20 protein-coding genes are annotated in these 25,029 nt (G+C 60.7%); 7 read left to right on the top strand and 13 right to left on the bottom strand.

The annotated features are described in order from the left end of the window. Window positions 1–126: 126 nt before the first annotated feature. The 5 genes from cyoD to ACE2AA_RS15125 form a co-directional block, all read right to left on the bottom strand. Entirely contained in the window at window positions 127–456 is a 330-nt protein-coding gene (gene cyoD / locus ACE2AA_RS15145) for a cytochrome o ubiquinol oxidase subunit IV (RefSeq protein WP_026018424.1), read from the bottom strand. Further along, entirely contained in the window at window positions 456–1,061 is a 606-nt protein-coding gene (gene cyoC / locus ACE2AA_RS15140) for a cytochrome o ubiquinol oxidase subunit III (protein WP_010507645.1), read from the bottom strand. The genes cyoD and cyoC overlap by 1 nt, the downstream gene beginning before the upstream one ends. Beyond that, window positions 1,061–3,055, bottom strand: a complete 1,995-nt coding sequence (gene cyoB / locus ACE2AA_RS15135) for a cytochrome o ubiquinol oxidase subunit I (RefSeq protein WP_141262269.1) — start codon at window positions 3,053–3,055, stop codon at window positions 1,061–1,063. Before cyoB ends, cyoC begins: the two co-directional genes overlap by 1 nt. A 5-nt stretch (window positions 3,056–3,060) precedes the next feature. Then, window positions 3,061–3,987, bottom strand: a complete 927-nt coding sequence (gene cyoA, locus ACE2AA_RS15130) for a ubiquinol oxidase subunit II (protein ID WP_025437651.1) — start codon at window positions 3,985–3,987, stop codon at window positions 3,061–3,063. Window positions 3,988–4,639: 652 nt separating this feature from the next. Then, the gene (locus ACE2AA_RS15125; protein WP_162851970.1) at window positions 4,640–5,416 is read right to left on the bottom strand and encodes a Bax inhibitor-1/YccA family protein; all 777 of its coding nucleotides are present in this window, start codon (window positions 5,414–5,416) and stop codon (window positions 4,640–4,642) included. Between the two features lie 196 nt (window positions 5,417–5,612). Between ACE2AA_RS15125 and thpR the strand changes: the two genes are divergently transcribed. The 5 genes from thpR (at window position 5,613) to ACE2AA_RS15100 (ending at window position 11,790) form a co-directional block, all read left to right on the top strand. After that, window positions 5,613–6,164 carry an RNA 2',3'-cyclic phosphodiesterase gene (gene thpR, locus ACE2AA_RS15120; RefSeq protein WP_395370339.1) on the top strand — a complete coding sequence of 184 codons (552 nt, stop codon included), beginning with the start codon at window positions 5,613–5,615 and terminating at the stop codon, window positions 6,162–6,164. Window positions 6,165–6,626: 462 nt separating this feature from the next. Then, entirely contained in the window at window positions 6,627–8,846 is a 2,220-nt protein-coding gene (locus ACE2AA_RS15115; RefSeq protein ID WP_141262267.1) for a PQQ-dependent dehydrogenase, methanol/ethanol family, read from the top strand. Between the two features lie 53 nt (window positions 8,847–8,899). Continuing rightward, complete coding sequence (locus ACE2AA_RS15110; protein WP_227001110.1) at window positions 8,900–10,306, top strand: cytochrome c; 1,407 nt, start codon at window positions 8,900–8,902, stop codon at window positions 10,304–10,306. Between the two features lie 140 nt (window positions 10,307–10,446). Beyond that, complete coding sequence (locus ACE2AA_RS15105; protein WP_141262265.1) at window positions 10,447–11,151, top strand: NAD-dependent deacylase; 705 nt, start codon at window positions 10,447–10,449, stop codon at window positions 11,149–11,151. Window positions 11,152–11,160: 9 nt separating this feature from the next. Continuing rightward, on the top strand, window positions 11,161–11,790 hold the full coding sequence (locus ACE2AA_RS15100; RefSeq protein WP_395370338.1) for a uracil-DNA glycosylase family protein: 630 nt from the start codon (window positions 11,161–11,163) through the stop codon (window positions 11,788–11,790). Here the strand turns inward: ACE2AA_RS15100 and ACE2AA_RS15095 are convergent. Genes ACE2AA_RS15095 through ACE2AA_RS15085 form a run of 3 tightly spaced genes read right to left on the bottom strand, consistent with a single transcriptional unit; the run spans window position 11,777 to window position 16,268 of the window. After that, a complete protein-coding gene (locus ACE2AA_RS15095) occupies window positions 11,777–12,514 on the bottom strand; it encodes a MarC family protein (protein ID WP_141262263.1) in 738 nt (245 codons plus the stop codon). The genes ACE2AA_RS15100 and ACE2AA_RS15095 overlap by 14 nt on opposite strands. A gap of 36 nt (window positions 12,515–12,550) precedes the next feature. After that, window positions 12,551–14,650 carry a lysylphosphatidylglycerol synthase domain-containing protein gene (locus tag ACE2AA_RS15090; RefSeq protein ID WP_395370336.1) on the bottom strand — a complete coding sequence of 700 codons (2,100 nt, stop codon included), beginning with the start codon at window positions 14,648–14,650 and terminating at the stop codon, window positions 12,551–12,553. Between the two features lie 10 nt (window positions 14,651–14,660). Further along, window positions 14,661–16,268, bottom strand: coding sequence for a lysine--tRNA ligase (locus tag ACE2AA_RS15085; protein ID WP_141302412.1), 1,608 nt, complete (start codon window positions 16,266–16,268; stop codon window positions 14,661–14,663). Window positions 16,269–16,400: 132 nt separating this feature from the next. On the opposite strand from ACE2AA_RS15085, the gene ACE2AA_RS15080 reads away from it, so the two are divergent. Continuing rightward, the gene (locus tag ACE2AA_RS15080) at window positions 16,401–19,340 is read left to right on the top strand and encodes an ATP-dependent DNA helicase (protein WP_395370334.1); all 2,940 of its coding nucleotides are present in this window, start codon (window positions 16,401–16,403) and stop codon (window positions 19,338–19,340) included. 42 nt (window positions 19,341–19,382) lie between these two features. Here the strand turns inward: ACE2AA_RS15080 and ACE2AA_RS15075 are convergent, their stop codons facing one another. The 3 genes from ACE2AA_RS15075 to groES form a co-directional block, all read right to left on the bottom strand. Then, complete coding sequence (locus tag ACE2AA_RS15075; protein ID WP_010507660.1) at window positions 19,383–19,586, bottom strand: cold-shock protein; 204 nt, start codon at window positions 19,584–19,586, stop codon at window positions 19,383–19,385. Between the two features lie 294 nt (window positions 19,587–19,880). Beyond that, a complete protein-coding gene (gene groL, locus ACE2AA_RS15070) occupies window positions 19,881–21,530 on the bottom strand; it encodes a chaperonin GroEL (RefSeq protein ID WP_141262259.1) in 1,650 nt (549 codons plus the stop codon). A gap of 62 nt (window positions 21,531–21,592) precedes the next feature. Then, window positions 21,593–21,883: a co-chaperone GroES gene (groES, locus tag ACE2AA_RS15065; protein ID WP_141262258.1), complete on the bottom strand. Its 291-nt coding sequence runs from the start codon at window positions 21,881–21,883 to the stop codon at window positions 21,593–21,595. A gap of 490 nt (window positions 21,884–22,373) precedes the next feature. On the opposite strand from groES, the gene ACE2AA_RS15060 reads away from it, so the two are divergent. Continuing rightward, on the top strand, window positions 22,374–23,036 hold the full coding sequence (locus ACE2AA_RS15060) for a dienelactone hydrolase family protein (protein ID WP_141302404.1): 663 nt from the start codon (window positions 22,374–22,376) through the stop codon (window positions 23,034–23,036). Window positions 23,037–23,193: 157 nt separating this feature from the next. Here the strand turns inward: ACE2AA_RS15060 and ACE2AA_RS15055 are convergent, their stop codons facing one another. Together ACE2AA_RS15055 and ACE2AA_RS15050 are read right to left on the bottom strand one after the other, a co-directional pair. Further along, window positions 23,194–24,099, bottom strand: coding sequence for an S-methyl-5'-thioadenosine phosphorylase (locus ACE2AA_RS15055; RefSeq protein ID WP_141262256.1), 906 nt, complete (start codon window positions 24,097–24,099; stop codon window positions 23,194–23,196). Continuing rightward, window positions 24,089–24,910: a cytochrome c1 gene (locus tag ACE2AA_RS15050; RefSeq protein ID WP_141262255.1), complete on the bottom strand. Its 822-nt coding sequence runs from the start codon at window positions 24,908–24,910 to the stop codon at window positions 24,089–24,091. Before ACE2AA_RS15050 ends, ACE2AA_RS15055 begins: the two co-directional genes overlap by 11 nt. Window positions 24,911–25,029 lie beyond the last annotated feature (119 nt).

The following is a 25,029-nucleotide window of genomic DNA, read 5'->3' as shown; positions in this document are numbered from 1 at the left end:
TCCCAGCCTTTTCCATCGGGTTACCCCATAAAAAAAAGAACGGGGCGGGGGGGCGGGGCGGGGTCTTTTTTTATGCCGTCCGGCACAGGGGCAGTTACCTGCCCCCGCACCCTGACATGATACCGCTTAGCGCGACATCATGTTGATGGCCGTGTCATGCATGATGAACATCGTGCCGGCCACAAGGACCAGGACCGAAAGCACCGTGAAGACAAATGCCATGACGTTCCAGCGCTGTTCGGACGAACCGTTCATGTGCAGGAAATAAATGAGGTGAACAACAATCTGCACCACCGCCAGCAGGGCAATCGCCCCACCGGTGCCGGCCGGTGACATCGCATGCGACATCACCAGACCGAAAGATGCAACCGTCAGGATAACGGCAAGTACGAACCCGGTAAGGTAAGACCCTACACTCCCGTGGCTCTCTCCCGAGGAAGAAATATGGTCTGCCATCAGATCACACTCATCAGATAGACAAAGGTGAAGACACAGATCCAGACGATATCCAGAAAGTGCCAGAACAGGCTGAGGCAGGTCAGCTTGCCGATCATGCGTTCGTTCAGCTCGGTCTTGCCAGCCGTCTGGAACAGCAGGACAGCCATCCACAGCAGGCCGCAGGTGACATGCAGACCATGCGTGCCAACCAGCGTGAAGAAGGCGGACAGGAACGCACTGCGATCCGGGCCGTTACCTTCGGCAATCATGTGAGAGAACTCACGGATTTCCATGAACAGGAAGCCCAGCCCCAGCAGGAAGGTCACCCCGAGCCAGGTCCGCATGGTGCTGACCTTGTTCTCATGGGCGGCGATCATGCCGAAACCGTAAGTGATGGAGCTGAACAGCAGGATTGCCGTTTCAATGCCAACACCCGAAAGTTCGAACACTTCGTGGCCGGTCGGACCGCCGGCAAACTGGTCACGCAACACCGCGAACACTGCAAACAGTGTACCGAAGATGATGCAGTCCGTCATCAGATACAGCCAGAACCCGAACACCACGGGAGATTCGTGGTGTTCATCATGGGCATGGGCTGCATCAGCAGTCATGTTTTGCGCCATTATTCCGCTGCCTGTGCTGCCATAAGGTTATGGGTGTGCTCCTGCTCAATGCGAACCACCTCGGACACCGGCACATAGTAATCGACGTCGTTGTCGGACGAACGGGCGATCACCGTAGCGATGACACCGATCAGACCAACAGCCGCCAGCCACCAGATGTACCAGATCGCACCGAAGCCAAGCACGAAGCTGAAGGCACCGATCAGGAAACCGCATGCCGTGTTCTTCGGCATATGGATCGGCTGATAGTTGCCACCGGCCTGACGCGTGTCGATACCGGCTTCCTTGTCATGGGCAAAGGCGTCCAGTTCGTGGACTTCCGGCAGGATGGCGAAGTTGTAGAACGGCGGCGGCGAAGACGTGGACCATTCCAGCGTACGTGCGTTCCAGGGATCGCCCGTCAGGTCGCGGTTTTCGGCCAGATTGCGATCACGGATCGAAACATACAGCTGGGTCAGCTGGCACACGATACCGCATGCGATCAGAACCGCACCAACTTCAGCAATCAGCAGCCAGGGATGCCATTCGGGGTTGTCGTAGTGGTTCATACGACGGGTCATGCCTTCGAAACCGAGGACATAAAGCGGCATGAACGCAACATAGAAACCAATGAACCAGCACCAGAACGCGCGCTTGCCCCAGGCTTCGTTCAGCTTGAAGCCGAAAGCCTTCGGGAACCAGAAGTTCATGGCAGCGACGTAACCGAAATACACACCACCGATAATCACGTTATGGAAGTGGGCGATAACGAACAGGCTGTTGTGGAGAACGAAGTCAGACGCCGGGATTGCCAGCATGACACCGGTCATACCACCGATGGAGAAGGTGATCATGAAGCCGATCACCCAGTACATGGTCGCGTGGAATTCGATACGCCCCTTGTACATCGTGAACAGCCAGTTGAAGATTTTCACCCCGGTCGGAACCGCGATGACCATCGTCATGATACCGAAGAACGCGTTAACGTTCGGGCCGGCACCCATGGTGAAGAAGTGGTGAACCCACACCACCAGCGACAGGACCATGATGGAAGCGGTCGCATAGACCATGGTCTTGTAGCCGAACAGCGGCTTGCGGGAGAAAGTCTGCGTGATTTCGGAGAAAGCACCGAAGGCAGGCAGGACAAGGATGTACACTTCCGGATGGCCCCAGCCCCAGATCACGCTCAGATAGAGCATCTGGTTGCCGCCGCCGTCATTGGTGAAGAAGTGCATGCCCAGGTAACGGTCCAGACCCAGGAGGCCCATGGCCACGGTCAGGATCGGGAAGGCAACCATGATCAGCACGGTCGTGCAGAAGATGGTCCAGGTGAACACCGGCATACGCATATAGGTCATGCCCGGCGCACGCATCTTCACGATGGTCGCGAAGAAGTTCACACCGGTCAGCAGCGTGCCGACACCGGACAGCTGCACCGCCCAGATGTAGTAATCAACACCGACACCGGGGCTGAACTGCTGTTCGGACAGGGGCGGGTAAGCCAGCCAGCCGCACTGCGAGAACTCACCGATGAACAGCGAGACGTTGACCAGCAGGAAGCTGATGGTCGTCATCCAGAAGCTCAGTGTGTTCACGAACGGGAAAGCCACGTCACGCGCACCGATCTGCAGCGGCACCACGATGTTCATCAGACCCTGCATGAACGCCATGGCCATGAAGAAGATCATGATCGTGCCGTGTGCGGAGAAGATCTGGTCATAATGGTGCGGCGGCAGGTAACCGGGGTTACCGGCATAGGCCAGCGCAAGCTGGGAACGCATCATGATCGCGTCCGCGAAACCACGGAACAGCGCCACGAGTGCGACAACGATATACATGACACCAATGCGCTTGTGATCGACCGAGGTCAGCCATTCACGCCACAGGTAGCCCCATTTACCGTAGTAGGTGATGAGACCGACGACGGCCAGGCCAGCAATGGCCGCACCGATGAAGGTCCCAACAAGGATCGGCACATCATAAGGAATGGCCGACAAAGTTAATTTGCCTAACATCTGTCCTATTCCTTCATGTTCATGTCGGACATCGCGGACTGCTGCACATGCAGCATCTTGCCGGTGCTCTTATCCATGACCATGCCGTTGTTGTACTTGGCAACGATGTCATCGAAGAGACCTGCATCGACATGCGAGAAGTATTCAACCGGGTTGGCCTCGCTCGGCGCGGCCAGCTTCGGATAGCTTGCGCTGTCCAGCTGTTCGGAAGAAGCCTTCACCTTCTCTACCCACGCGCTGTACTGGTCCGCAGGCATTGCCAGCGCACGGAAACGCATGTCGGAGAAACCACGGCCGCTGAAGTTGGAGGATTCACCCTGGAAATCACCAGCTTCGTTCGCGATCAGGTGCAGCTGTGTCTGCATCCCGGCCATGGCATAGATCATCGTGCCGAGCTGCGGGATGAAGAAGGAGTTCATCACGGAGTCAGAGGTGATCCGGAAATCAACCGGCGTGTTCACCGGCATGGCCATCTGGTTGACGGTCGCGATCCCTTCATCCGGATAGATAAAGAGCCACTTCCAGTCCAGCGCCACAACATCGACATGAATAGGCTTGACGTTGGCTTCAGCCTCAAGCGGCTTGTACGGGTCAAGCGAATGACATGTCTGATAGGTCAGCACTGCCAGGAACAGGATGATCAGGCTGGGAACGGCCCAGATAACCACCTCGATCTTGTTGGAATGCGACCATTTCGGCAGATATTCCGCCGAAGTGTTGGACTGACGGTACTGCCATGCGAACAGCAGCGTCAGGATACATACCGGTATCACTACCAGCAGCATCGCGTAGGTCGAGGTCAGGATCAGGCTTTTTTCCTGAGCACCGATCACGCCTTTGGGGTCGAGCGTATCCCACGTACAGCCTGCTAACAGCGCTGCCGAAGATAGGCTCATCAGCTTCGTTAATCTTGGCAAGATTTTTTTCTTCATCTCACGCCTCGTTGGTTTCGACATCACCCTGTTTTGCTCACATCCTCGCTTCATCCACGGGCTTAGACAACAACGGCCACGTTATACGCCTGGCAGGAAAAATGCATCCGACTTTCCCCTGGCACCCAGCGACATCGCGCCTACGTCGACTTCCGAAATCGACACATGGTCTTTTTCGGTTTGCATCCGTCATGAGTTAGTTGCCGACCGGCTGACCATGATCTTGATCAATACGGCCCGCCAGACCTTACGTAATTATTACTGTCAGGGCAGATCGGACCATAAATCGCGACGCCGTCCTGTGTGCTGAAGCGCATGTTCTGTGCCGCATACCCTTTCATATAGTTTTTCTATTCAAGGGTTATCCGACCTGAATGGCCTCAGAGGCAAGCCTTCACATAATATTTCAATAAATTTCATTGCCAAAAATTTATCTAAGAAAATGCATATTTTACAATGGGTTGCATGAGTGTCCTGAACCTCACACTCATGTCATCTTATATTTTCTATATATGAATAAGTCTTATCTTTTTTAACTGTATGCATGGCTGGCAACCCTTCCCATGCAAAAAGGGCCGCCACTTGTGTGACGACCCTTCCATATTCTCATACCAGACCGATACGGTGCTGGTTCCGCAGGACTCCTGCGGGTTCAGTCGTTGCTGTTGTTACGCACACCCATGAACTGCAGCAGGAACTGGAACAGATTGATGAAGTTCAGGTAGAGGTTCAGCGCATCATAAACCGACCGCTTCGCCGCCTGTTCCGGCCCCTCATAATAGGCGAACTGCTGATAGTTCGCCTTGATCTGCTGCGTATCGAACATGGTCAGGCCGACGAACAGCAGCACACCTACCGCGCTATACACGAAATACAGGCCCGGGCTGTGCAGGAACATGTTCACAACGCCTGCGATAATCAGACCGAACAGCCCCATCATCAGGAAGGAGCCAAAGCGGCTGAGGTCGGTACGAGTCGTGTAACCCCAGATCGACATGGTGCAGAAAGTCGCGGCAGTAATGAAGAAGACCCGCGTGACCGATACCCCGGTGAACACCATGAAGATGTTGGACATGCTGGCGCCCATCACGCCACAGAACAGCCAGAACAGCGTCTGTACCGCCTGCGTGGACAGCCGGTTCACACCAAACGACATGACCAGCACAAAGCCCAGCGGGGCAATCATGGCCAGCATGGACAGCGCCGTCGGTTTCAGCGCCATGCCCATCGGTGTGGGCACATGCTGGTAAAACAGGGCCTGCAAGCTGGTATTTGCGATCAGATAGGCAACCAGACCGGTCAGGACCAGTCCGGATGCCATCCAGTTATAGACTCGCAGCATATAGGCGCGCAGGCCCATATCGACAGAACCTGCGGCACTATCAGCGGTGGGGCGGATGAAGCTCCGCGAATCAGGGCCAAATGCCATTGTGTTTCCTTCCTCCACGTCCTTGACTGACGTGCCTCTCCCAGCATGTGGGAATATGTTAGAACACGTTCAAGAACGGGAGCGTGTCCAATACATTACAATACGGCAACGCACGCCGCGGGCATATCACCTTATATATACTGTACACCCGATCATCACGGCACAGTCCGTTTTCCCTTGTCCGCAGGTATTCGTCATGCGTCTTTTCGTTGGTCTGGAACTTCCCCCCGCGCTGCTTCATGCGATAGGCGAACTACGTGGAGGCCTGCCGGATGTTACGTGGCAATCCCCTGAATCCTACCATCTCACGCTGCATTTCATTGGGGAAGTCACCCATCCTCACCTCCTGGAAGAAATCCATCACGGCCTGTCCGCAATCCGCGCGACACCTCCTGCCCTGCGACTGGGTGGAACAGGGCTGTTTACAGCAGGCCGCCCGAACGGACCGGATACGCTATGGATTGGCTGCGCACCCGACGATGCCCTGATGATGTTGCGCGAGAAGATTCGCAAGGGTCTGAACCGCATGATCCCGACCGGAAGCGAGCGGAACAACCGCCATTTTACTCCGCATATCACCATCGCCCGGATGGAACGTCCCGACCAGACCCGCAGGCAGCGCTGGCTTGCAACCACGGTTCCCCCGACCGGGGCACGACCGATCGGGCATTTCACCCTGTTCCAATCCATACGCCATGCGGATGGACCGTTTTACGAGCCACTGGAACATTATCCGTTGCACTTCTGATTCTCTGACCCATCCGCCCGATGCGGATGGAAACAGGAGTCTTCTGTAACCAGATATTTATTCCATTTATGAATAATAAAAATATCTTTCTTATCAATTATTGTGAACCGACCATATGTGCGCGACAGACACACCTTGTCATTCTTCCTGAAATATCAACAGATTTTATGAAAACATCCGAAATTCAGAACTATCCGTTTCATTGCTTATGCGACAGCATATTCACGTTTTAGTGAGGTCGAACACTAAAATGTCAGGAGACGGACGTGCTAGCCTCAGTATGTTCGGATGAAACGGACCACCTGCTTTGTCTTCCCTGTCTGAAGCCGGTTTCCTGTCTGGCCGGAAAAGGAGCGCTAGCGTGCTTTTTTTGCCGGATACATTCAGAAAGCCGCTCCGGGCAGAAAGTTGCAGCGGCGGCATCCTGAATTCGAAACCGTTAGTTTTCTGAGGACATCACATATGATTTCTGCCGTTTTCGGAAAAAGACGTTCTCTGAGCAGAACGCTTACAGCCGGAACGATATGTGCGGCTCTCATCTCCGGCTATGCCACCATGGCATCCGCAGATGACGGGCAGGGCGCCACGGGCGAAGCGATCATCCATGCAGATGATCATCCCGGCAACTGGATGACCTATGGCCGCACCTATTCTGAACAGCGCTACAGCCCGCTGGACCAGATCAACCGTTCCAATGTCGGTAACCTGAAGCTGGCCTGGTATCTGGATCTCGATACCAACCGTGGCCAGGAAGGCACGCCCCTGGTTGTTGATGGTGTCATGTACGCCACCACCAACTGGAGCATGATGAAAGCCGTCGACGCCGCAACCGGCAAGCTGCTGTGGTCCTATGACCCGCGCGTGCCCGGCAACATTGCCGACAAGGGCTGCTGTGACACGGTCAACCGTGGTGCGGCGTACTGGAATGGCAAGGTCTATTTCGGCACGTTCGACGGCCGCCTGATCGCCCTTGACGCCAAGACCGGCAAGCTGGTCTGGAGCGTGAACACCATTCCGCCCGAAGCGGAGCTGGGCAAGCAGCGTTCCTACACGGTTGACGGCGCGCCGCGCATCGCCAAGGGCCGCGTGATCATCGGTAACGGTGGTTCCGAGTTCGGTGCACGTGGCTTCGTCACGGCGTTCGATGCGGAAACCGGCAAGGTCGACTGGCGCTTCTTCACGGTTCCGAACCCCAAGAACGAACCGGACCACGCTGCATCCGACAGCGTGCTGATGAACAAGGCCTACCAGACCTGGAGCCCGACCGGCGCATGGACCCGTCAGGGTGGTGGCGGCACGGTGTGGGATTCCATCGTGTATGACCCCGTGACCGACCTGGTCTATCTGGGTGTCGGCAACGGTTCCCCGTGGAACTACAAGTACCGCTCCGAAGGCAAGGGCGATAACCTGTTCCTGGGCAGCATCGTCGCACTGAAGCCGGAAACCGGCGAATACGTCTGGCATTTCCAGGAAACGCCGATGGATCAGTGGGACTTCACCTCGGTCCAGCAGATCATGACGCTTGACCTGCCGATCAATGGTGAAACCCGCCACGTCATCGTTCACGCCCCGAAGAACGGCTTCTTCTACATCATCGATGCGAAGACCGGTGAGTTCATCTCGGGCAAGAACTACGTCTATGTGAACTGGGCCAGCGGCCTTGATCCCAAGACCGGTCGTCCGATCTACAACCCCGATGCGCTCTACACCCTTACGGGCAAGGAATGGTACGGCATTCCGGGTGACCTCGGTGGCCATAACTTCGCGGCCATGGCCTTCAGCCCCAAGACCGGGCTGGTCTATATCCCCGCGCAGCAGGTTCCGTTCCTGTACACCAACCAGGTCGGTGGCTTCACGCCGCATCCCGACAGCTGGAACCTTGGTCTGGACATGAACAAGGTCGGCATCCCCGACTCGCCAGAAGCCAAGCAGGCTTTTGTTAAGGACCTGAAGGGCTACATCCTGGCCTGGGATCCCCAGAAGCAGGCTGAAGCATGGCGCGTTGACCACAAGGGGCCGTGGAACGGCGGTATTCTGGCAACTGGCGGCGACCTGCTGTTCCAGGGCCTGGCGAACGGCGAATTCCATGCCTATGACGCGACGAACGGGTCCGACCTGTTCCACTTCGCGGCGGACAGCGGCATCATCGCACCGCCTGTGACCTACCTTGCCAATGGCAAGCAGTATGTTGCGGTTGAAGTGGGCTGGGGCGGCATCTATCCGTTCTTCCTTGGTGGCCTGGCCCGTACCAGCGGCTGGACCGTCAACCACTCGCGCATCATCGCCTTCTCGCTCGATGGCAAGTCCGGCCCGCTGCCCAAGCAGAATGACCAGGGCTTCCTGCCCGTCAAGCCGCCGGCACAGTTCGACAGCAAGCGTACTGACAACGGTTACTTCCAGTTCCAGACCTATTGCGCCGCCTGTCATGGTGATAACGCCGAAGGTGCTGGTGTGCTGCCTGACCTGCGCTGGTCCGGGTCCATCCGTCATGAGGACGCGTTCTACAATGTTGTCGGCCGCGGCGCGCTTACCGCCTACGGTATGGATCGCTTCGACGGTAACATGAACCCGACCGAGATTGAGGACATCCGCCAGTTCCTGATCAAGCGTGCGAACGAGACCTATCAGAGGGAAGTTGATGCCCGGAAGAACGCTGACGGTATCCCCGAGCAGCAGCCATAATCTCCCGGTTTTGACAATTTTTCGCATCAACGCGACGCATGATGGTGAACATAATGATCAACAGACTTAAGGTGACATTCAGCGCGGCAGCGTTTAGTCTGCTGGCAGGGACGGCATTGGCACAGACGCCAGATGCTGACTCCGCGCTGGTCCAGAAGGGGGCATATGTCGCGCGACTGGGTGACTGCGTAGCATGTCATACCGCTCTCCATGGGCAGCCGTACGCAGGCGGGCTTGAAATCAAGAGCCCGATCGGTACGATCTACTCCACAAACATCACTCCGGACCCGACCTACGGTATCGGCCGCTACACCTTCGCCGAATTCGACGAAGCCGTGCGCCATGGTATCCGCAAGGACGGCTCCACGCTGTATCCGGCCATGCCGTACCCCTCCTTCTCGCGCATGACAAAGGAAGACATGCAGGCGCTGTATGCGTACTTCATGCATGGGGTGAAGCCGGTCGCACAGCCGGACAGGCAGCCGGACATCTCCTGGCCCCTGTCCATGCGCTGGCCGCTGGGCATCTGGCGCATGATGTTCTCGCCTTCGCCGAAGGAGTTCACGCCGGCACCGGGCACGGATGCGGAAATCGCACGTGGCGATTATCTGGTAACCGGCCCCGGACATTGCGGTGCGTGTCATACCCCGCGTGGCTTCGCCATGCAGGAAAAGGCACTGGACGCGGCTGGTGGACCTGACTTCCTGTCCGGTGGCGCGCCGATTGACAACTGGGTTGCGCCGAGCCTGCGCAACGACCCCGTCGTTGGTCTGGGCCGCTGGTCCGAGGATGACATCTACACCTTCCTGAAGTCCGGCCGTATCGATCATTCCGCCGTGTTCGGTGGCATGGGCGATGTGGTGGCATGGAGCACCCAGTACTTCACCGATGACGACCTGCACGCCATCGCGAAGTACCTGAAGAGCCTGCCGCCGGTGCCGCCGTCACAGGGCAACTACACCTATGACGCGTCCACCGCGACCATGCTGGCTTCGGGTAACACCGCCAGCGTTCCGGGCGCCGACACGTATGTGAAGGAATGCGCCATCTGTCACCGTAACGACGGTGGTGGCGTGGCCCGTATGTTCCCGCCGCTGGCTGGCAACCCGGTCGTGGTGACCGAGAACCCGACCTCGCTGGTGAACGTGATTGCACATGGTGGCGTGCTGCCGCCGAGCAACTGGGCACCGTCCGCAGTGGCAATGCCGGGTTACAGCAAATCGCTGTCCGCCCAGCAGATTGCTGATGTGGTCAACTTCATCCGCACCAGCTGGGGCAACAAGGCACCTGGCACCGTTACGGCTGCGGATGTCACCAAGCTGCGCGACACGGGCGCGCCGGTTTCCAGCTCCGGCTGGAACAGCGTCAGCAGCGGCTGGTCGGTCTTCCTGCCGCAGCCTTATGGCTCGGGCTGGACGTTTGCTCCGCAGACGCACACCGGTCAGGACGCCGCCCAGTAAGGCGGATGGGTGGTCCCCCTCCGGGGGCCGCCTTTTCCTGATACCGTTACTGAAAACCGCCATGGGTTCTGCCCATGGCGGTTTTCTTATGTACGGCAATCCTCCACACTCGAGCGGCAACCAACGGGAGAAATGCCATCATGCAACGCATCGTGGTCCTGACCGGAGCAGGCATCAGCGAGGAATCGGGACTACAGACCTTCCGTGGGGCAGACGGGCTGTGGAACCATGAACGGATCGAGGATATCTGCACCCCGCAGGGCTTCATCCGCGATCCCCTGCGGGTGGACCGTTTCTATAACGGCCTGCGGGCACTGTTACCCACTGTCCACCCCAATGCCGCCCATCTGGCGCTGGCGGAACTGGAACGCGCAGGACGGGAGCGGCGCTGGGATGGGCAGGTCACCATCGTCACCCAGAATATCGATGACCTGCATGAACGCGCCGGTAGCCACAATGTCATCCACATGCATGGCGAACTTCTGCGCCTGCGCTGCACAGCCTGCCACGCAACCCCGGCGTGGCGAACGGACTGTTTTCCCGATACCGCCTGCCCTGCCTGCGGCCAGCCAGCACTGCGGCCCGATATCGTCTGGTTTGGGGAAATGCCTTACCATATGGACATTATTGCCCGGCATCTGGCCGAATGTGACCTGTTTGTCGCCATCGGCACGTCCGGCGTGGTCTATCCCGCCGCAGGTTTTGTGGACAGCGTGGCCGGACATGCGGATACGATGCTGTTCAATCTTGAAATCCCGTCCGGTCCCTCCGCCTTTGACCAGGCCGTTATCGGCCCCGCGACACGCACCGTACCTGCATGGACACGCGACCTGCTGGAAGCGTAAAGCTGGGCCATGGCCGAAACACTGGAAGAGCTTCTGGACGCCATCCGCGCGTGCCAGATTTGTGCCGCCCACCTGCCGCTTGGTCCCCGTCCGGTTCTGCATGTATCGCGCACGGCACGGCTATTGATCGCCAGTCAGGCCCCCGGCACGCGCGTGCATGAAACCGGACAGTCCTTCAATGATGCATCTGGGGACAGGCTGCGTGGCTGGATGGGAATCGACCGGGCGACATTCTATGATTCCAGCCGTATCGCACTGGTTCCCATGGGGTTGTGTTACCCCGGCAGGCTGACACAGGGGGGTGACTGCCCTCCGCGGCCCGAATGCGCGCCGCAATGGCGTGCACGCATCATGGCGCAGATGCCTGATATCAGGCTGACACTGGTGGTCGGGTCCTATGCCCAGCAGCATATTCTGGGCAAGGGACGCGTCAGTGCCCGCTGCCTTGATTTCCGGCGTTACCTGCCCCGGTATTTCCCCCTGCCCCATCCATCGTGGCGTACGGGGGCATGGGAACGGCGCACGCCACGGTTTGGCGCGGATGTGCTGCCTGCATTACGGGCCTGCGTGCAGGCCATACTGGCGGGTAATGACCTGCCGGACATTCCGCCATTATCCCCAGCCTTCAGCCAGCCATAAGCAAAATGGACCGCGCGCTGGACAGGACCACACCCTGTATGCCGGTAATCAGGATCTGCACGCCGATCGACAGCAGGATCAGGGCAGCAAGGCGCGAGACAATGCGCGTGCCGGTCGTACCCAGCAGACACAGAAGCTGGTCGGCATAAGTATAGGCCGCCCATACGATCGCAGCCACCAGCATGGCCGCCAGTGACAGTACGCCATAGAAGACAATGTGGTTCCCGCCCGGCGGCCCTTCCGATCCCAGCGCAATGGCAACTGCGATCGTGCCGGGACCAACGGTAAAGGGCATGGTCAGGGGAAAAAACGCCTGTCCCATCATGTTGCTGCTGGCCTGTGCCGAACCGCCCTGGCTGGCCTGCGCCTGCTTGCGGGCTTCCTCCGTTTCGGGGGCCTGCAGCAGGGACCATGCCCGTACCGCCACCACCAGTCCGCCCGCAATACGCAGGGCATCAATGGTAATGCCGAAAAATGAAAGAACCAGCCCGCCAATCCAGATCGAGGCCAGCATCAGCATCGCGGAATAGAACGCGACCTGCCGCGCCAGCGACATGCAGGCACGCCGGTCATGTCCCGCAGTAACCTGCGCGAAAATCAGCGCGGCCCCCAACGGATTGACAATGGAAAACAGCGCCGGAAACGCCATGAGGAAGGCGCCGGACAGGCTGGGCAGCCCCACCACGGTGGAAAAATGGGTCAATAACCCCTCATGGCTGGTCATGGGCACCCCACCATGTCGCACGGAATGCGCACGGGCTTATTCCTCCGCCTGTGATGGGACATGGAATGAAGGTCGTATCAGGGTACGGACCATGGTCAGGTCATCCGCCGCGGCACACAGGTAACCGGGATGGGTCGGATGCCCCTCTTCCGTCAGGGGCCACGGCGTCAGGCCCAGCTCGTTATAGACAGGCAGCAGGCTGATTCCGACATGCCAGAAAACCGGCTGGCATCCTTCCTGCAATGCAAGGTCACGCAACCACCATATGGCGGATGTACAGTCATCCGCCTTCCCCGCCGGATCACCCAGCCCGACCAGATAGGGCCCCAGCCTTACAAAGGGCAAAAGTGCACGCCGACGCGCACCCGGTATCAGCCCTACCGGCACCGGTGTCATCTGCCCCAGCCCATCCAGCGAATGGTCAAAGCTGTGGTACAGCGCCTGCGTCTGCGCATTCCACGGCATCACCTGAATGCGGCCTGGCCGTACCAGCCGCACGATCGTGACCAGCGCCAGCATGACCGCAAGCCCCAGCGTCCACTGGGCAATACCCGGACGCGTGGCGAACAGCATGATTTCCCACCAGCTGCCGCCCGCGGAATCATGCGGCCCCGCCATGATCAGAACGACGATGGAACTGATCAGCAGCACAAGAGATACAATGGTGTGGGAAGAAAGCGGTTCGCTCATGATCCGGGCATGGCGGTAATACGACCCGCGGAATGGCGCAAGCAGCATGCAGACCAGCATGAGCAGCCCCGGCACCGCCATGGGCGATCCCCGCAGCAGGGTCAGCCCGCACGCCCCCGCCAGCAGTATCATTGTCGCCTTCCACGCCAGCGTCACACGCTGCGACAGGCCGATGCCAAGACCGATCAGCACCACCCCGATCAGTGACAGCAGATAATCCCCCACCGTCGCGAACAGGGGCTGCATGCGACCCGTATTCAGCCAGTTTTCCGGGTCCAGCAGGGTCAGCGCCAGCAGCAGGCCGCCACATAGCGAGACCGCGCCAGTGGCCACGGCCACGGAAAAATCGGCCTCGCTTTCGCGTATGACCTGACTGGGACGCCCCATGCGCGGTCCCCGCACCGGACTGCGCGCCCCCACCTTGCGCGACAGGGCCGCATCCCCGCGCAGGAACAGTTCGTGGGCGGCAAACATGATCCCTGCCACGAACAGCGGCACGATGTAATAGAACAGCCGGAAGATCAGGATGGCGGTCACTGTCCGGGTCGCGGGCACATACGGTCCCAGCGCGAACATCATCGCGCCATCAAAGACGCCCAGGCCGCCGGGCACGCTGGCCACAAGACCCGCGGTGTAGGACGCGATATAGATGGCAAGAAACGTGCCGTAATCCAGACCGGGTGCTGAAGGCAGGAACGTGTAGGCAATAGCCGCCGTCGCCGCCACTTCCAGTGTCGCAACCAGCGTCTGCATGACCGCCATGCCAGAGGACGGAAAGGTGATCTGCCACCGCCATAGCCGGATCTCGTTCACATAACGGCCCATGACGACATAGGCGATGACCCCGCCCCACAGCACGATCCCCACCAGCCGCATGAGGATTCCGGGCAGCATGTGGCCCACGAAGGGCACCGTTCCGGGTTCCAGTACCAGCACGCTGCCGATCAGCACCGCCGCCCCCAGCAGGTAGGTGGCCGAACAGAAGGCGATGATCTGTGCAACCTGAAATGGCTTCAGGCCCCAGTTGCCATATAGCCTGAAGCGGACCGCCGCCCCGGAAATGGCGGAAAACCCAAGGTTATGCGACAGCACGTACGAACAGAATGCGGCAAACGCCGTGCGCCTGAACCCAAGCGGGCACCCCACCTGCCGCACCGCAAGCCAGTCATAGAAGGACAGGACAAGATAGGACAGCAGCGTAAAGCCCGCCCCAGCCCATAATGTTCCGACCGGGATGGCAGCCAGTGCATGGCTTATGTCGCGCCAGTGCAGATGGCGCACCTCGCGCTGCACCACGACCACGGCACCGACCAGCAGCAGCAGGCCCAGCACGTGCGGCAGGTGCCGCAGCAATGGATGCCTTGACGGTGGCGGCACGCTTCCCCCGGTCGCATTTCTTTCCCCATCGGGCTCGTGGGGCGCGTCGTGCAACGGATGGTCGGACATGGGCTGGCCCTTAGGCCACGGCCCCTTCGTTACGGGTCAATGCCGCTTCGATCAGGGCCACGGTTTCCGCAATCCCGTACAACGCCACGAAAATCCCGAAACGCGGGCCTTCCTTCTGTCCCAGCAGCACTTCATACAGACAGCCGAACCACGCCCGCAGCGGCTCGAAGCCATGGGTCTTGCCGATTTCAAACACAAGGTTCTGGCAGGCATCGGGGGATACCTCGCCCCCTTCCAGCCCGCGCAGGGCTTCAGCCAGGTCGGCCAGCGCCTTGCGTTCATGCGCATCAGGCGCACGGTAATGCTTCGTCGGGCGGACGAAATCGGCATAATAGACGATGGCATGATCCACCAGCCGCGCCAGCATGGGGCAGCTGGTGGGGGTGGCCTTCGCATCATAACGCTGGATGAACTTCCACAGCACATCCGGCGTCTCGGCATTGGCGACGGAGGCGAGGTTGAGCAGCATGCCAAACGTGACCGGGCTGCCCGCGTCCGCCGGGATTTCCCCCTTGTGGATGAACCATGCCGGGTTGGTCAGCAGGGCGGGATCTTCCGCCGCCAGCGTTTTCGCCTTGGCTACATGGGCCAGGTATTCATCCGTGGCCTTGGGGATCACGTCAAAGAACAGGCGCTTGGCGCGCTGCGGGGCGTTGAACATGTACTGGCCAAGGCTTTCCGCCGGGGCGTAGCGCAGCCATTCCTCAACCGAAATCCCGTTGCCCTTGGACTTGGAAATCTTCTGGCCGTTCTGGTCAAGGAACAGCTCGTACGTCAAACCCGCGGGCGGATGACCGCCAAGGATACGGCAGATCCTGCCCGACAGCCGCACGCTGTCAATCAGGTCCTTGCCCGACATTTCGTAATCAACGCCCAGCGCGTACCAGCGCATGGCCCAGTCGGCCTTCCACTGCATCTTGGCATGACCGCCGGTGACCGGAGTCTCGAACGTCTCGCCGTCCTCATCCGTCCAGCGTACCGTGCCCGCCACGGGGTCGATCGCATCCATCTTCACCTGCATGACCTGACCAGTGCGCGGGTGGATGGGCAGGACGGGGGAATAGGTGGCGCGGCGTTCCTCACCCAGTGTCGGGGCGATCACGGCCACGATTTCATCATGCACTTCCAGCACGCGCTTCAGTGCGGCATCAAAGCGGCCGCCTTCGTAATATTGCGTGGAGGATGCGAATTCATATTCAAACCCGAACCCGTCGAGAAAGGACCGCAGGCGGGCATTATTGTGGGCGGCAAAGGATTCATGGGTGCCAAACGGGTCGGGCACGCGCGACAGCGGCTTGCCGATATACTGGCGCAGCATGTCCTGGTTTGGCACGTTGTCCGGCACCTTGCGCAGGGCATCCATGTCATCGGAAAACGCCAGCAGGCGCGTGGGCAGGCCGGTCAGCTTCGTAAATGCCTGACGCACCCATGATGTACGCGCGACCTCGCCAAACGTGCCGATATGGGGCAGTCCCGACGGGCCATAGCCGGTTTCCAGCAGGGCGGGTCGGTCAGCCGTGACCTCACGCGCGCCAACATGCGTGGACAGTTTGGCGGCCTCCTCAAACGGCCAGGACTTGGGAAGGGGCGAGATAAGGGGACGATGCTGTTCTGACATGGACCGGCAAGCTATGGACAGGAAGGGCGCGGGTCAATCTATCCTATTTCGCGCCCGGGGGCACAGCAATAATAATGACATGACACACGACGGGCGACATCTGCCCGCCCGTGCCCTATATCATTGACCGACATGCCAGACACCCCGCCCCTGCCGGACAGTGCGCCGGCGCTCATTCCCCGGCACGGCGCATGGTCGGTGCTGACCCCGGACGGGGAAATCCTGTCCATGTCAGCCGATGACATACGGCGCGAACTGCCCCAGTGGCCCGTCCCCATGGTCATCCATGCGCCCGCGACCGCACGCAGGCTGGACCTGCCACCGCCGCCACGCCCCGGCCCATGGCTGGACCTGCTGGAACTGTTCGCCTTTGCCCTGCCCGCCCATGGCGCGCCACCGACCGCGCGCGGGCTGGGGGCGGCACTTGGCATTGCCGAAAACAGGCTGGACGCGCCGGAAGCCGACCTGCTGCCCGATCTGGCGTTTGAACTGCTGCGCCGGATCGCGGCCAGCCGCAATACGCCCGAAGGCAGCATAAAGGCCACGCTGGCCTGGGGCATGCGCAAGGCCGGATGGGCATGGGGACCATCGGTCTGCGCCGCACTGGGGCTGCCCCCCGCCGGCGGGCTGCCTGCGGGCATGATCCAGCCCAATGAGGCGCTGAAGGTCTGGACACGCCTGCCCAAATGGGAAGAAACCGCGCCCCGTCCCGCACCCGCCACACACCCGGTCACGGGGGAGGAAGCGCGCGCGCACCTGCGCACGATCCTTGGCGAAGGGGCGGAACACCGTCCTGCGCAGGAAGCCTTCAGCCACGTTGCAGCCCATGCCTTCGCCCCGCGCACGACACAGGGCGACCCGCACATGGTGCTGGCGGAAGCGGGCACCGGCACCGGCAAGACCCTTGGCTACGTCGCCCCCGCCAGCATCTGGGCGCAGCGCAATGGCGGGGCCGTATGGATCAGCACGTACACCCGTCACCTGCAGCGACAGATCGAATCGGAACTGGCCCGTGTCTATCCCGATCCCGACATCCGGCGCAGCCATGTCGTGGTCCGCAAAGGGCGGGAAAACTACCTGTGCCTGCTGAACATGGAAGAAAGCGTGAATATCGCGCTGTCGCGTGGGCAGGCGGCGAACCACACCATCATCGGGCTGGCGCTTGTGGCCCTGTGGGCAGCGCATACGCGTGATGGCGACCTGTTTGGCGGCGACCTGCCGGGGTGGTTTACCGACCTGTTCGGGCGCGGCCTGCTGACCGGCATCGCGGACCGGCGCGGCGAATGCATCCATGGTGCGTGCCCGCATTACCAGCAATGCATGGTCGAACACTCCATCCGCCGTGCCCGCACGGCGGACCTTGTGATCGCCAACCACGCGCTGGTCATGTCACAGGCGGCATGGCACGCCATGGACGGCGCGGACACCAATAACGAGGACAACACCCCCACCCGCTACATCATGGACGAGGGGCATCATATCGCCGATGCCGCCGACAGCGCCTTCGCCCTGGAACTGTCCGGGCTGGAGGCCGCTGAACTGCGGCGCTGGCTGCTGGGGGCAGAGGGCGCACGATCGCGCGCGCGCGGCCTGCGGCGCAGGCTGGAAGACCTGCTGGTGCATATTCCCCGTATCGAGACACCGCTGGACACGGCGCTGATGGCCGCCCGCGCCCTGCCCGCGCCGGGATGGTCCGCCCGTCTGGCAGCACTGGATCCCGGCAACAAAGCATCAGCCCCGACGGACGCGCCGGAGGAAAACGGCGAACCCACCCTGTCCAACCCGTCGGAAGCCCTGCTGCATGAACTGCGCCAGCAGGTGCTGGCGCGCACCCATGGCAGCCCCGAGGGCGGCCAGCGTCGCAGCGACAGTGAATGTGACCTGCACCCCATGCCCGAATCCCTGCATGCGGCAGCACAGGGGCTGGAACGTGCACTGCGGCGGCTGGCCGAACCACTGCGCACCCTGATCGCCCGGCTGGATGAAGCGCTGGAGACCGAAGCCGACTGGCTGGACACCCCCATGCGCGAACGGATTGCCGCTGCCATCCGGTCAATCCGCAGGCGGGCGCTGTCACGCGTGGATGGCTGGTGCGCCATGCTGGGTACCATGCAGGCAGGAGAGCAGCCGCCCGCAGGCGAAACCCCACAATATATCGACTATATCCGCATGGACCGGCGCGAGGGCCAGAACCCCGGCGAGCGGGACGTGGGGCTGTACCGCCACTGGCTGGACCCGACCATTCCGTTTGCCAGCGTGCTGGCAGCCCCTGCGCACGGCGTGCTGGTGACATCGGCCACATTGCGTGACGAGACGGGCGAAGACACGGAAAATGACAGCGCCGAGCGTGCCTGGGACGCAGCCGAAGCACGCTCGGGCGCGATCCACCTGCCATCCCCTGCTATCCGGTCGTCATTTCCCAGTCCGTTTGATTACGCGAAACAGAGTCGCGCCTTCATCATCACCGATGTGGCGCATGATGACCCGGCCGCGCTGGCCGGGGCCTACCGCACGCTGTTCATGGCGTCGAACGGGGGCGCGCTGGGGCTGTTTACCGCCATATCGCGCCTGCGCGAAGTCTATCGCCGCATCGTAACCCCGCTGGAAGCCGCGGGCCTGCCGCTGTTTGCCCAGCATGTGGACCCGATGGACAACGCCACACTGGTGGACATACTGCGCAGTGAACGCAATGCCTGCCTGCTGGGTACGGATGCGATGCGTGATGGGGTGGACGTGCCGGGCAATGCGCTGCGTCTGGTGGCGTTCGAACGCGTGCCGTGGCCGCGTCCCGACATCCTGCACCGTGAACGGCGCATTCACCTGTCCGGTGGCGCACCGGGGCGCTATGATGACAGGATAGCCCGCCTGCGCCTGCGTCAGGCGTTCGGGCGCCTGATCCGCAGCCGGCAGGACAGGGGTGTATTTGTCCTGCTGGACCGGCGCACCCCGTCACGCCTTCTGTCCGCCTTCCCCGAAGGGGTGACGGTCCGCCGCCTTGGCCTGAGTGCCGCGGCGCGGGAGATCACGGCTTTCCTGCAGGAGCAGGATACATCCGTGGACCAGCTTTCCTGATCATCGCTCCCTCTGTGGGCCGCCCCGCTACAGGGCCGCGTGTCAGAGCGCCTTGAGGTTGGTCGCGGCGGCCTTGCCACGTTCCATGGCGATGTCATAGCTGACAGCCTGATCCTCGTTCAGGCCACGCAGGCCGGCCGCCTGCACTGCGGTGATGTGTACAAACACGTCCTTGCCGCCATCATCAGGCATGATGAAGCCAAAACCCTTGGTTGCGTTGAACCATTTTACTTTTCCGGTAGCCATAGCCAGTCTCTTCTCCAGCGCCATCCTTGCCGGTCCTAATACCGGCAATCCGGGCGCGTGCCTTTACGGCCATGAAAAAAACGGGGCATCCGGAAAACACCCTGCCACTTTCACGTCGTTCGTGCTCCCTAGGGGCAGCATGAAATGACCGCCCGTGTCAAATCATCCTGACATGTCCGGCGCGCAAATGCCTGCCATGTGTACAAAAAAAGGGGGAAAGGCCACTGGCCCTTCCCCCCTTTTCGTGGCGCATGATCCCCGGCTTGCCCGGGGACCATGGCATGTACGGCTGGATCAGAAATCCATACCGCCCATGCCGCCCATACCACCCATGCCACCTTCCGGCATTGCGGGGGCCTTCTTTTCCGGACGCTCGGCCACCATCGCTTCGGTGGTGATCAGCAGACCGGCAACCGATGCCGCATCCTGCAGCGCCGTGCGGACAACCTTCATCGGGTCGATGATGCCGGCTTCCACCAGGTCCTTGTAATCGCCGATCTGGGCATCGAAACCATAGGTGTAGGTGTCGTTTTCCAGAACCTTGCCGGCGATGACCGCACCGTCTTCACCCGCATTGTGGGCGATCTGGCGCAGCGGAGCCTGCAGGGCCTTGCGGATGATGTCCGCACCGACGCGCTGGTCGTCGTTATGGAAGTGCAGGCCACCCAGCTTGGTCGATGCGCGGGCAAGCGCCGTGCCACCACCGGGGACAATGCCTTCCTCAACCGCCGCACGGGTCGCGTGCAGGGCATCGTCAACGCGGTCCTTGCGTTCCTTCACCTCGATCTCGGTGGAGCCACCGACGCGGATCACGGCCACGCCGCCTGCCAGCTTCGCCAGGCGTTCCTGCAGCTTTTCACGGTCGTAGTCGGAAGTGGTTTCCTCGATCTGCGCGCGGATCTGGCTGCAACGGCCCTTGATGCCGTCCGTGTTGCCAGCGCCTTCGACAATGGTGGTGTTTTCCTTGTCGATGTGCACCTTCTTCGCGGTGCCCAGCATGTCCAGGGTCACGCTTTCCAGCTTGATGCCGAGGTCTTCGCTGATGACCTGGCCACCGGTCAGGATCGCGATGTCTTCCAGCATGGCCTTGCGACGGTCACCGAAGCCCGGTGCCTTGACGGCCGCGATCTTCAGGCCACCACGCAGCTTGTTGACGACCAGGGTCGCCAGCGCTTCGCCATCAACGTCTTCCGCAATGATCAGCAGCGGACGACCGGACTGCACCACGGCTTCAAGCAGCGGCAGGATCGGCTGCAGCGAGGACAGCTTCTTTTCGTGGATCAGGATGTAGGGGCTGTCCAGATCGACGGTCATCTTTTCCGCATTCGTCACGAAATACGGGGAGATGTAGCCACGATCGAACTGCATGCCCTCGACCACGTCCAGCTCGGTGTGCAGGCCCTTGGCTTCTTCCACCGTGATGACGCCTTCGGAGCCGACCTTCTGCATGGCCTGCGAGATCATCTCGCCGATTTCCTTTTCGCCATTGGCGGAAATCGTGCCGACCTGTGCCGTCTCGGCCGGGGTCGTGATCTTCTTCGCGTTCTTCTTCAGCTCTTCAACGACAACACCAACCGCCTTGTCGATGCCGCGCTTGAGGTCCATCGGGTTCATGCCGGCGGCAACAGCCTTGGCACCTTCACGCACGATGGCCTGCGCCAGCACGGTCGCCGTGGTGGTGCCGTCGCCTGCGATGTCGTTGGTCTTGGATGCGACCTCACGGACCATCTGCGCGCCCATGTTCTCGAACTTGTCAGCCAGTTCGATTTCCTTGGCGACGGAGACACCGTCCTTCGTTATGCGCGGTGCGCCGAAGCTCTTGTCCAAGACAACGTTACGACCCTTCGGGCCCAGCGTCACCTTTACCGCGTCTGCAAGAATATCCACGCCACGCAGCATGCGCTGGCGGGCTTCACCGCCGAACTTTACGTCCTTGGCTGCCATTTTCTTCTTCTCCGATATGGAAAGTTCTAAAAGGTTACTCGGTCAGGAAAACACCGGGTGGGTCAGGCGACCACGCCCATGATGTCGCTTTCCTTCATGATCAGCAGTTCTTCACCGTCGATCGTCACTTCCGTGCCCGACCACTTGCCGAACAGGACGCGGTCACCCGCCTTCACGTCGAGGGGCACAACCTGACCCTGCTCGTTACGGGCACCTGCGCCCACCGAGATCACCTCGCCTTCCATCGGCTTTTCCTTGGCGGTCTCAGGGATGATGATACCACCTGCTGTTTTTTCCTCGCTCTTGAGGCGACGGACGACCACACGGTCATGCAGGGGACGAAATTTCGTCATGGATCGCTCCAAATCTCTTAAAAGGTAACGCCCTTGAATCAAGCAACGCCACCGGTTGGCGCGCGCGCCAGGCCGCATCGCGTTAGCACTCCCCTCATGAGAGTGCTAACATCCAGATAGGAAGCCCCCATACAGGTGTCAAGAACAGCGGCGGGGCTGGGCACGCATAATTCGTCCCCCAAAGACAACAAAGCGGGATGTTGTATTTTTATACTTTAATATCAAACAGTTACCCAAACAGATCCCACCCCGTCAAAAGCGGAAGCCCAGCCTTCACCCCAGTGCATGATGGATGATGGCGCCGATTCCCGACAGCCGGTCAGAGACCACCACAATGCCCCCACGCGGCACGCGGCCCCTGTTCCCGTGACAGGCTGCCGGGGCAGGAAAAAATTCTTGTAAACCGCCTCCTCACGCGGGTTTCATATTGACGCGGGATGGCACGGCATCATTGTGTGGCGGGCAACGAAGGAACGAATGGAGCAAAACCATGGGCGCAGTCATCACCGTTACAGCGGCGGACGGGCACACCTTTTCCGCCTACCGGGCCGGTCGGCCTGATGCCGCGCGCTGCGTTGTGGTGGTACAGGAAATATTCGGGATCACGCCCTATATCCGCGCCGTTTGCGATGCCTTTGCCGCACAGGGGTATCAGGCAATTGCCCCTGCCCTGTTTGACCGCGTGAAGCGCGACGCCATCCTGCCCTATGACAGCACCGGCATGCAGGAAGGCCTGCAACTGCGCAGCAGGATTGCACAGGCCGATACGCTGAAGGACCTTGTGGCTGCCGCCGGGACCCTGCCTGCGGAAAAGAAGGGCATTGTCGGCTTCTGCTGGGGTGGCAAGCTGGCGTGGGAAGCATCATGCCATACAAAGGCGTTCTCGGCGGCTGTGGCGTGGTATGGCGGTGGCATTGCCCAGACCCGCAACCAGGTACCCAACTGCCCCGTGCAACTGCATTTTGGCGCGGAAGACGCGCATATCCCCGCTGATGAAGTCGACGCCATCCGCGCCGCGCATGAGGATATCGAGATTTTCACGTATGAAGGGGCCGATCACGGTTTCGGCTGCACCGACCGCCCGTCCTATAACGAAGCCGCCGCAACCCTGGCCATGCAGCGCACACTGAGCTTTTTTGAACACTGGCTGTAACAGCCCTGCATAAAAAACGTCCATGCCCGGGCAAGGCATGGACGTTCTTTCAGAAGCCAAAACAAAGAAGTTGTTGGTGAAGCTTTTTTTTATGCTTCAAAGAGACACCGCCTTTTTCAAAAAGGCGGCACCCAAAAACTTTTATTACTTTCTCAGATCAGCCCCGCTTCAGCACGCGTCCCGCCACAGCTTCCAGCTTTTTCAGCAGGGCCGGGTCGCGTTTGTCCGGGGCCGTGATGATGGCGTGTTCCAGCGCGCGGTCACAGCCCGCGTAACAGGGGCCACGCTTCGCACCCAGCTTCGGGATGACCGAACGGACAAGGGCACGGGCACGGCTGGCGTTTTCCTGCATAACCTTGACCACTGCATCCACCGTCACGCTGTCATGATCGTCGTGCCAGCAGTCGTAATCGGTCACCATGGCGACGGTGGCGTAACAGATCTCGGCTTCACGGGCCAGCTTGGCTTCGGGCATGTTGGTCATGCCCACTACCGAACAGCCCCATGAACGGTACAGGTTACTTTCGGCGCGGGTGGAAAACTGCGGACCTTCCATGACCAGGTATGTGCCACCACGCGTCACATCCAGCCCCAGTTCCCGGCACTGGCCTTCCAGCACGTCACCAATGCGCGGACACAGCGGGTCGGCCATGCCGACATGGGCCACGCAGCCCGTGTCGAAAAAGCTTTTTTCACGTGCGAACGACCGGTCAATAAACTGGTCGATCACCACGAAGTGGCCCGGCGGCAGTTCTTCCTTCAGCGAACCGACAGCCGAAAGCGACACGATATCGGTCACACCCGAACGCTTCAGCGCGTCGATATTGGCGCGGTAGTTCAGGCGTGAAGGCGGCAGCGGATGGCCACGGCCATGACGCGGCAGGAACACGCAGCGCACACCGTCAAGCCTGCCGAACAGAAGCTGGTCGGATGGCTTGCCCCACGGGGTTTCGACCGTGCGCCATTCCTTGTCTTCAAGGCCTTCGATATCATACAGGCCGGAACCGCCGATCAGGCCGATAACCGGCTCGATCTGTTCTTCGGTGGCAGGCTTAGTGGACATTGGACCACGTTCTCCGTTTCAGGCAGATGGAAAGAATAAGCAGGATCAGCAGGAACACGGCCGCCCCCACGCCCGCGCGGTGGCGTTCGACCAGATGCGGACTGGCCGCCCATGCCAGGAAGGTCGTGACATCACGCGCCTGCTGCGCCACGGTTGCGGGCGTCCCGTCGGGATAGGTGATCGCGCCATCGTACAGCGGCGGCGGCATGGCGATCTGCCCATTCGCGGCATAGGGGTTGTAGAACAGCCCCGGCGGCACGACCGTGCCGGGCGGCGGGGTCTGCCCATAGCCGGTCAGGAAGGCGTAGATCCGGTCCACCCCACCCGGATGCACCACCGCCAGCCGCGACTGGTCCGGCGGTGCCACGCCATGGTTGGCGGCGGCGGCCGTATGCGCGTCGGGATAGGGCGACAGCAGATGGTCATCCATATTGGCCGGACGCGTGGCCGGGCGCCCGCTGGCATCCACGCCCGCCGGGACACGGTGTGCGCCCGCTATGGCGTTGATGTCCGCGTCCTTCAGGCCCATTCCCGCAAGGTCGCCATAGGTGACCGATTTCATGCCATGGCAGGCGGAACAGACCTGTGCGTATACGGTATAGCCGCGCTGGACCGACGCCATGTCAAAATGCCCAAGCGGCCCGCGAAAGCTCCAGTCCTGCCGGGGTGGTTCCCGATAGTCATGTGCCTGCGCCATCGCCCCGCCACCCGACACAAGCACCGGCATGACCAGACCGGCCAGCAGCATGCCACGCCGCAACAGATTACGCCCAGATGGCGCATTGCACTGCTGATGACCCCGTTCATGCATGTCCGCTACGTTCCCGCCGCAATTACGTGTTCCTTTTCGCGTTCCCGCCAAAAGGGTGCCCCCTTCCTAGCGGTTACGTAATGGATCTTGCAATCGCCCGTCTTGCAATAGGCGGAACA

Source organism: Komagataeibacter diospyri, from assembly GCF_043995075.1.
Classification (GTDB): Bacteria; Pseudomonadota; Alphaproteobacteria; order Acetobacterales; family Acetobacteraceae; genus Komagataeibacter; species Komagataeibacter diospyri.
This window is presented reverse-complemented; position numbering and strand designations above follow the sequence as displayed.

What these genes read in the sequence shown, in the direction of transcription:
- cyoD (WP_026018424.1), bottom strand. Translation starts at nt 456, where the DNA reads ATGGCAGACCATATTTCTTCCTCGGGAGAGAGCCACGGGAGTGTAGGG.
- cyoC (WP_010507645.1), bottom strand. Translation starts at nt 1,061, where the DNA reads ATGGCGCAAAACATGACTGCTGATGCAGCCCATGCCCATGATGAACAC.
- cyoB (WP_141262269.1), bottom strand. Translation starts at nt 3,055, where the DNA reads ATGTTAGGCAAATTAACTTTGTCGGCCATTCCTTATGATGTGCCGATC.
- cyoA (WP_025437651.1), bottom strand. Translation starts at nt 3,987, where the DNA reads ATGAAGAAAAAAATCTTGCCAAGATTAACGAAGCTGATGAGCCTATCT.
- ACE2AA_RS15125 (WP_162851970.1), bottom strand. Translation starts at nt 5,416, where the DNA reads ATGGCATTTGGCCCTGATTCGCGGAGCTTCATCCGCCCCACCGCTGAT.
- thpR (WP_395370339.1), top strand. Translation starts at nt 5,613, where the DNA reads ATGCGTCTTTTCGTTGGTCTGGAACTTCCCCCCGCGCTGCTTCATGCG.
- ACE2AA_RS15115 (WP_141262267.1), top strand. Translation starts at nt 6,627, where the DNA reads ATGATTTCTGCCGTTTTCGGAAAAAGACGTTCTCTGAGCAGAACGCTT.
- ACE2AA_RS15110 (WP_227001110.1), top strand. Translation starts at nt 8,900, where the DNA reads ATGATCAACAGACTTAAGGTGACATTCAGCGCGGCAGCGTTTAGTCTG.
- ACE2AA_RS15105 (WP_141262265.1), top strand. Translation starts at nt 10,447, where the DNA reads ATGCAACGCATCGTGGTCCTGACCGGAGCAGGCATCAGCGAGGAATCG.
- ACE2AA_RS15100 (WP_395370338.1), top strand. Translation starts at nt 11,161, where the DNA reads ATGGCCGAAACACTGGAAGAGCTTCTGGACGCCATCCGCGCGTGCCAG.
- ACE2AA_RS15095 (WP_141262263.1), bottom strand. Translation starts at nt 12,514, where the DNA reads ATGACCAGCCATGAGGGGTTATTGACCCATTTTTCCACCGTGGTGGGG.
- ACE2AA_RS15090 (WP_395370336.1), bottom strand. Translation starts at nt 14,650, where the DNA reads ATGTCCGACCATCCGTTGCACGACGCGCCCCACGAGCCCGATGGGGAA.
- ACE2AA_RS15085 (WP_141302412.1), bottom strand. Translation starts at nt 16,268, where the DNA reads ATGTCAGAACAGCATCGTCCCCTTATCTCGCCCCTTCCCAAGTCCTGG.
- ACE2AA_RS15080 (WP_395370334.1), top strand. Translation starts at nt 16,401, where the DNA reads ATGCCAGACACCCCGCCCCTGCCGGACAGTGCGCCGGCGCTCATTCCC.
- ACE2AA_RS15075 (WP_010507660.1), bottom strand. Translation starts at nt 19,586, where the DNA reads ATGGCTACCGGAAAAGTAAAATGGTTCAACGCAACCAAGGGTTTTGGC.
- groL (WP_141262259.1), bottom strand. Translation starts at nt 21,530, where the DNA reads ATGGCAGCCAAGGACGTAAAGTTCGGCGGTGAAGCCCGCCAGCGCATG.
- groES (WP_141262258.1), bottom strand. Translation starts at nt 21,883, where the DNA reads ATGACGAAATTTCGTCCCCTGCATGACCGTGTGGTCGTCCGTCGCCTC.
- ACE2AA_RS15060 (WP_141302404.1), top strand. Translation starts at nt 22,374, where the DNA reads ATGGGCGCAGTCATCACCGTTACAGCGGCGGACGGGCACACCTTTTCC.
- ACE2AA_RS15055 (WP_141262256.1), bottom strand. Translation starts at nt 24,099, where the DNA reads ATGTCCACTAAGCCTGCCACCGAAGAACAGATCGAGCCGGTTATCGGC.
- ACE2AA_RS15050 (WP_141262255.1), bottom strand. Translation starts at nt 24,910, where the DNA reads ATGCATGAACGGGGTCATCAGCAGTGCAATGCGCCATCTGGGCGTAAT.